Raw genomic sequence first — 5,586 nt, 5'->3', positions numbered from 1 at the left:
CGCAAAGGCACTTATGCCTCAGTTAAAGCCAGGCAATTTACTGAGTCCGTAATCCGGGAAATGAGCCGGATTGCCGCTGCTCATAATGCCATTAATTTGGCGCAGGGATTTCCCGACTTTCCGGCACCAGAAGCTATTAAGCAGGCTGCGGTTAAGGCTATTATGGAAGACCATAACCAATATGCTATAACCTGGGGTACCAAAGGTTTACGTGACGCTATCGCCGCCAAGGTCAAGCGGGATTATGGTGTCAGTATTGATCCGGAACGTCAACTGACAGTATGTTGTGGTGCCACCGAAGGTATGATTGCCACTCTTTTAGCTACAGTGAATCCTGGTGATGAAGTTATTATTTTTGAACCGTTTTATGAAAACTATGGAGCTGATGTAATTTTATGCGGTGCTGTCCCTAAATATGTCAGCTTAACTCCTCCAGAGTTTAATTTTAGCCGGGATGAGCTAATTGCCGCTTTTTCCGATAAAACCAAAGCCATTATTATCAATACCCCTAACAATCCTACCGGCAAAGTATTTAATCGCGAAGAACTGGATTTGATTGCCGAACTGTGTATCAGATATGACGTACTTGCCATTATTGATGAGATTTATGAACATATTTTATATGATAATACCAAACATATTCCGCTGTGGACTCTGCCGGGGATGGCTGACCGGACGATTGCCGTAAATAGCGTTTCAAAAACTTTTAGTGTTACAGGCTGGCGAATTGGCTATGTTCAGGCTTCACCGGAAATTACTGCGTCTGTGCGTAAGGTGCATGATTTTCTTACCGTAGGTGCTGCCGCTCCATTACAGGAGGCTGCTGCTGAAGCATTTACCTTTGGGCCAGAGTATTATGAGGAATTATCCGGTTTTTATAGTGAGCGCCGCGATTACTTGCTGGGAGTATTGGAGAAGGTTGGTTTTATTTGCGTAAAACCGCAGGGTGCCTATTATATTATGGCAGATATTTCTCCGTTTGGCTGGGATGATGATGTTGCTTTTGCTAAATATCTTGCCAGTGAAATTGGAGTGGCAGTTGTTCCGGGTTCGAGTTTCTTCCGGCCAGAAAGCACAGCCGGTAAAAGAATGGTCCGGTTTTGTTTCTGCAAAAAATTTGAGACATTAAATGCAGCCGCTGAGCGGCTGCAACAGCTAAAAGTAAAAGAAATAAAATCATAGAGGAGCGGTAGAAATGAGAAAGTATCTGAAACAAATTGCTATTGCTGCTATGGTGAGCTTGTCCGTGTTCGGTTTGGTTGGTTGCGGTAAACAGGCGACTGCTCCGGCAAGTGATGATAAACCGCTAAAAGTGGGCGTGACCGCCGGGCCACATGCAGAAGTTATGGATGTTGTCAAAAAAGTAGCCGAAAAGGAAGGTTTAAAAATCCAAGTTATTGAGTTTAATGATTATGTTCAACCTAATGTAGCCTTACATCAAGGTGATATTGATGCTAATAGCTTCCAGCATCAGCCTTATTTGGACAATATGGTACAAGATCGCAAATATGATATTGTTTCTGTCGCCAAAACAGTTATTTTCCCTATGGGTGTCTACTCCAAAAAGATCAAATCTTTAAGCGAACTTAAGCCAGGTGCAACTATTGCGATTCCTAATGATCCTACTAATGGCGGACGGGCTTTGTTGCTATTAGAACAACAGGGACTTATCAAACTTAAACCCGATGCTGGGCTAAAGGCCGCTGTTACGGATATTGCTGAAAATCCCAAGAACTTTAAGATCAAAGAATTGGATGCTGCCCAAGTGCCGCGGTCTCTGGAAGATGTTGATTTAGCCGCTATTAATACTAATTATGCGATGACTGCCGGCTTAGTTCCCCATAAGGATGCCCTGGCGATTGAAGACGGCAGCTCGCCTTATGCTAATGTTATTGCGGTTAAATCCAAGGATAAGGACAACCCGGCAATTGCCAAACTTATAAAGGCATATCAGTCAGATGAAGTGAAAAAATTCGTTGATGAACATTTTAAAGGCTCAGTCATGGCCGCTTGGTAATAGTATTAAACAATGAGGACCTCTTTCATGGGGTTCTCATTTTTTAGCCTCAATAGCCTAATTATTGTAATAGCAAGCAGGTTTCTCTTGCTGTATTGCGCAGAAGCAAGTTTTACAGCTATTTTTTCCTGTTTTTTATATGCGCACCATATTGAGTATGTCCGAAGCAGTAACCTTGTTAGTTTTTTAATATGGGCATCCGTAGGTGAGAGTAAATGTTTGATTTTTCCTAGAGCAGGATTTTAGTTTTTAGGGGGCGAAACTCCTTTCAAGGCTATTGTTAATTTCGTATTTTTTGTTGATTACTTTTTAGATAATGCTTGGCGCATAAACACTGTATGTGCTAGGAATTTGGATAGCTTAACTGTTTATTAAAGGAGAAGCCATGAGAATTTTACATACAGCCGATTGGCATTTTGGCAAGACCATTGAAGGACGGGACAGGTTGCCGGAACAGGTGGCTTTTGTTGAGGAATTATGCGGTATTTGTGTGGACGAGCGTATTGACCTTTTGCTGGTAGCGGGGGATGTATTCCAAAATCCTAATCCTAGTGCAGCAGCCGAGGAATTATTTTATTATGCGATTGATAAGCTGGCCGACCATGGGAAGCGTGGTGTGGTGATTATCGCTGGGAATCATGACAATCCAGACAGGTTGTGTGCCGCAGCGCCGTTGGCTGGACGATTAGGTATTACATTGGCTGGGTTGCCGAAAGAGGAGCTTGGGCCAACCTCTCCTGGTGCCGGGCGAGTGCACCGGGTTGATGGTGGACAGGCCTGGCTGGAACTGGCTGTGCCGGGAGTCGAACATACTGCTGTAATCGCAACATTGCCTTACCCATCAGAAGGACGGCTTAAGGAGCTATTGGCGCAGTCGCTGGAGGATAAGGACTTGCGCCTGGGCTATAATGACCGCCTGGCTGAATTGTTTAAAGCCGTTAGTGCTAAATATCGGTCTGATACTGTTAATTTGGCTGTTAGTCATCTATATGTGCGCGGCGGTATTGAGTCAGATTCTGAACAGCAGATTCAAGTTGGTGGCGTATATGCTGTTGATCCACTTATTTTTCCGGCTAATGCTCAGTATATTGCTTTGGGCCATCTGCATCGACCGCAATATGTGGGTGGTACTCCAGCCCCTTGCCGTTATGCTGGTTCGCCGCTGGCGTACAGTTTTTCCGAGACTGGTTATGCGAAATCGGTGACGATTATTGAGGCTTTGCCAGGGCAGCCAGCCAACATTCGTGAGCTGCATCTTTCTTCAGGGCGCCCGCTGGTCCGGTGGCGGGCCAGTGGCGGTTTGGCTGAGGTACGGGAATGGGTTGCCGCTGGGCGGGATAGTGATGCCTGGATTGAAGTGGAATTAGAAGTTACTAAGGCGTTGGCTTTAGATGAAATTCAGGAACTTAGAGCCATGCATCCAGGGTTTGTTACCATCCGGCCAGTATTTGGTTTACAGGAGGACAAAATATGCCAGGAACCAGCTAGACTGAACAGTATGCCGCTAAGCGAGCTATTTATCCGCTTTTACGAACAACAAAACGGTGGTCTTAAACCTGATGATAAACTTGTGGAAATGTTTTTGGAGTTAAGTCAGAGCGTTTTGGCAGAAGATGATGATGATGACAGTGGCTATGATGGCGGGGAGGCAGCAGGATGAAACCACTAACACTTAAAATTGCCGGATTGCATAGTTTTCGGGAAGAACAGGAGATACCTTTTGATAAGCTAAGTGAGTTAGGCGTATTTGGCATTTTTGGTCCAACCGGCAGCGGCAAATCGTCCATTCTTGATGCCATGACACTTGCTTTGTATGGTACTGTGGTCAGAGCCGGGAGGCGTACACAGGGAATTTTAAATCATGCAGAAAAGTATGTTAAGGTATCATTGACATTTTCTTTAGGGCAGGGAACCGGACTTCAGATTTACCGGGTAGAACGGCGGTATGTCCGAAGAGATCAGTTAGCTGTCAGTAATACTTATAGCCGTCTTGTGGCTGTAACCGGTTCCCAGGAAGAAGTGCTTGCTGATAAAGATCGTGAAGTTACCGAACGGGTCACGCAGCTTCTGGGGTTGCGGGAAGAGGACTTTACTAGAGCGGTTGTATTACCGCAGGGTAAGTTTGCCGAATTTCTCAATTTAGGCGGCAAAGAGCGGCGTGAGATGTTACAGCGATTGTTTTCTTTGGAGCAATATGGCAATGTGCTAATTAAAAGGGTAAATGATAGGTTTACTGCTGTCGAAACACGCTATATTGAAGTGGAAAGTGAGCAAAAAGGATTAGGCGATGCTTCGGCAGCGGCATTGGCTCAGGCGCAGGTGGTGTTAACATTAGCCAGGCAAGCCGAGGCAGAGGCAGTAAGGCAGCACCAGACGGCACAAAAGCAATATAATGAGGCCCAAGAGGTTTATGCACTGCAACAGGAGCTAAATCAAAAACAGGCTGAACTGGCAGCGCACCGTGAGCGGGAAAGTGAAATCAAAGCTATAAGAGCGGCTCTCGAATTAGCGGAAAAAGCTGGGCGAGCCGCGCTTATCTGGGAAGAGCTAAAAGCCAGTGAGGCTAATGAACAGTCTGCAGCCAAAAACAAACAGCAGGCATTTGAGCAAGTTACCCGCCTGAAGGCAGACACTAAGCGCTTACAAGACGTTTATATAGCAGCCCGGGAGACCCGGCTTGAGCAAGAACCTAAACTGATTGAGCGGCGGGCGAAACTAGAGGCTGCTCTTAGTCTGGAGATAGAAGTGGCTAGTTTAACGCAAGCGGCTCTTGTTTTGGAGCAGCAGCAGCTTGCACAGCAGGCAGCCTGCCAGGCGGCTGCTCAGAAAGCAACGCAGCAGGCTAAGCGTAGTGAAATATTGGCTGCAAGTATCAAACAGTTAGAACAACAGTGCCTGGTTGCTACGATTAGTGCTGATCTGCGGTTGCAGGCACAGGCCTGCCAGGCGGCTGCATATACACTGCAACAACAGTTGGCGGCAGCGGATAAGATTAAGCAAGCGGGGATTTTGCGGAAACAGCAATATGAAAAGGCCCAAGCGGCGGCGAAAGCAGCGGAAGAACAGTTGCAGCAAGCAGAGCGAAGACTACAAGAGTTAGAAGTTGCTGAAGCCAAAGCGACCGAGGAGCAGCTAATGGCAGCAGCAGCCCAGCTTGACCTGTTGGTAGCCAGCGAAAAACAGGCAGCAGCAGTCCGGTTGGCCAGTGAGCTGATGCCAGGCAGCCCCTGTCCGGTATGTGGTTCAACAATCCATCCGCAGTTGGCCAATATGACGACAAGCCTTGCTGCTGCTACCAGCAAGGTTAACTTTGAACAAGAAATAGCAACTGTCAGGCAGCGTATTGCCAAGCTGAATCAGTGTTTGGCACAAGCCAGTAAAGCCGTGGCAGAAGAGCGGCAGAAGTTAAATGTAATTCGGACAACAGCAGCTACGCTTAGACAACAAGCAGTGAGTGCGTGGGCTGAATTAGAAAAGACAAGGGAAGAATATCGGGAGGCTCAGGAAGTTGTTGCTGTCTCCCAGCAACAACTGATCAAGGCACTGCAGGCGGCAGGTAGGAAAATAGC

At 46.7% G+C, this 5,586-nt stretch carries 4 protein-coding genes; all 4 read left to right on the top strand.

Going from position 1 to position 5,586, the window contains the following annotated elements; genetic code table 11:
* Nucleotides 1–1,182 (top strand): pyridoxal phosphate-dependent aminotransferase (locus AC29Z1_RS06260; protein ID WP_488270599.1); only part of this gene is annotated, 1,182 nt, incomplete at its 5' end.
* Between the two features lie 49 nt (nt 1,183–1,231).
* Nucleotides 1,232–2,017 carry a MetQ/NlpA family ABC transporter substrate-binding protein gene (locus AC29Z1_RS06255; RefSeq protein WP_488270600.1) on the top strand — a complete coding sequence of 262 codons (786 nt, stop codon included), beginning with the start codon at nt 1,232–1,234 and terminating at the stop codon, nt 2,015–2,017.
* Nucleotides 2,018–2,402: 385 nt separating this feature from the next.
* Nucleotides 2,403–3,677: an exonuclease SbcCD subunit D gene (locus AC29Z1_RS06250; RefSeq protein ID WP_488270598.1), complete on the top strand. Its 1,275-nt coding sequence runs from the start codon at nt 2,403–2,405 to the stop codon at nt 3,675–3,677.
* A partial coding sequence (locus AC29Z1_RS06245; protein ID WP_488270597.1) for an AAA family ATPase occupies nt 3,674–5,586 on the top strand: 1,913 nt, incomplete at its 3' end. The genes AC29Z1_RS06250 and AC29Z1_RS06245, both read left to right, overlap by 4 nt.

It is taken from the genome of Sporomusa sp. (assembly GCF_057736855.1).
This window is presented reverse-complemented; position numbering and strand designations above follow the sequence as displayed.

Bases quoted from the DNA above. Each gene is read 5' to 3' on its own strand.
- AC29Z1_RS06255 (WP_488270600.1), top strand. From the start codon at position 1,232: ATGGTGAGCTTGTCCGTGTTCGGTTTGGTTGGTTGCGGTAAACAGGCG.
- AC29Z1_RS06250 (WP_488270598.1), top strand. From the start codon at position 2,403: ATGAGAATTTTACATACAGCCGATTGGCATTTTGGCAAGACCATTGAA.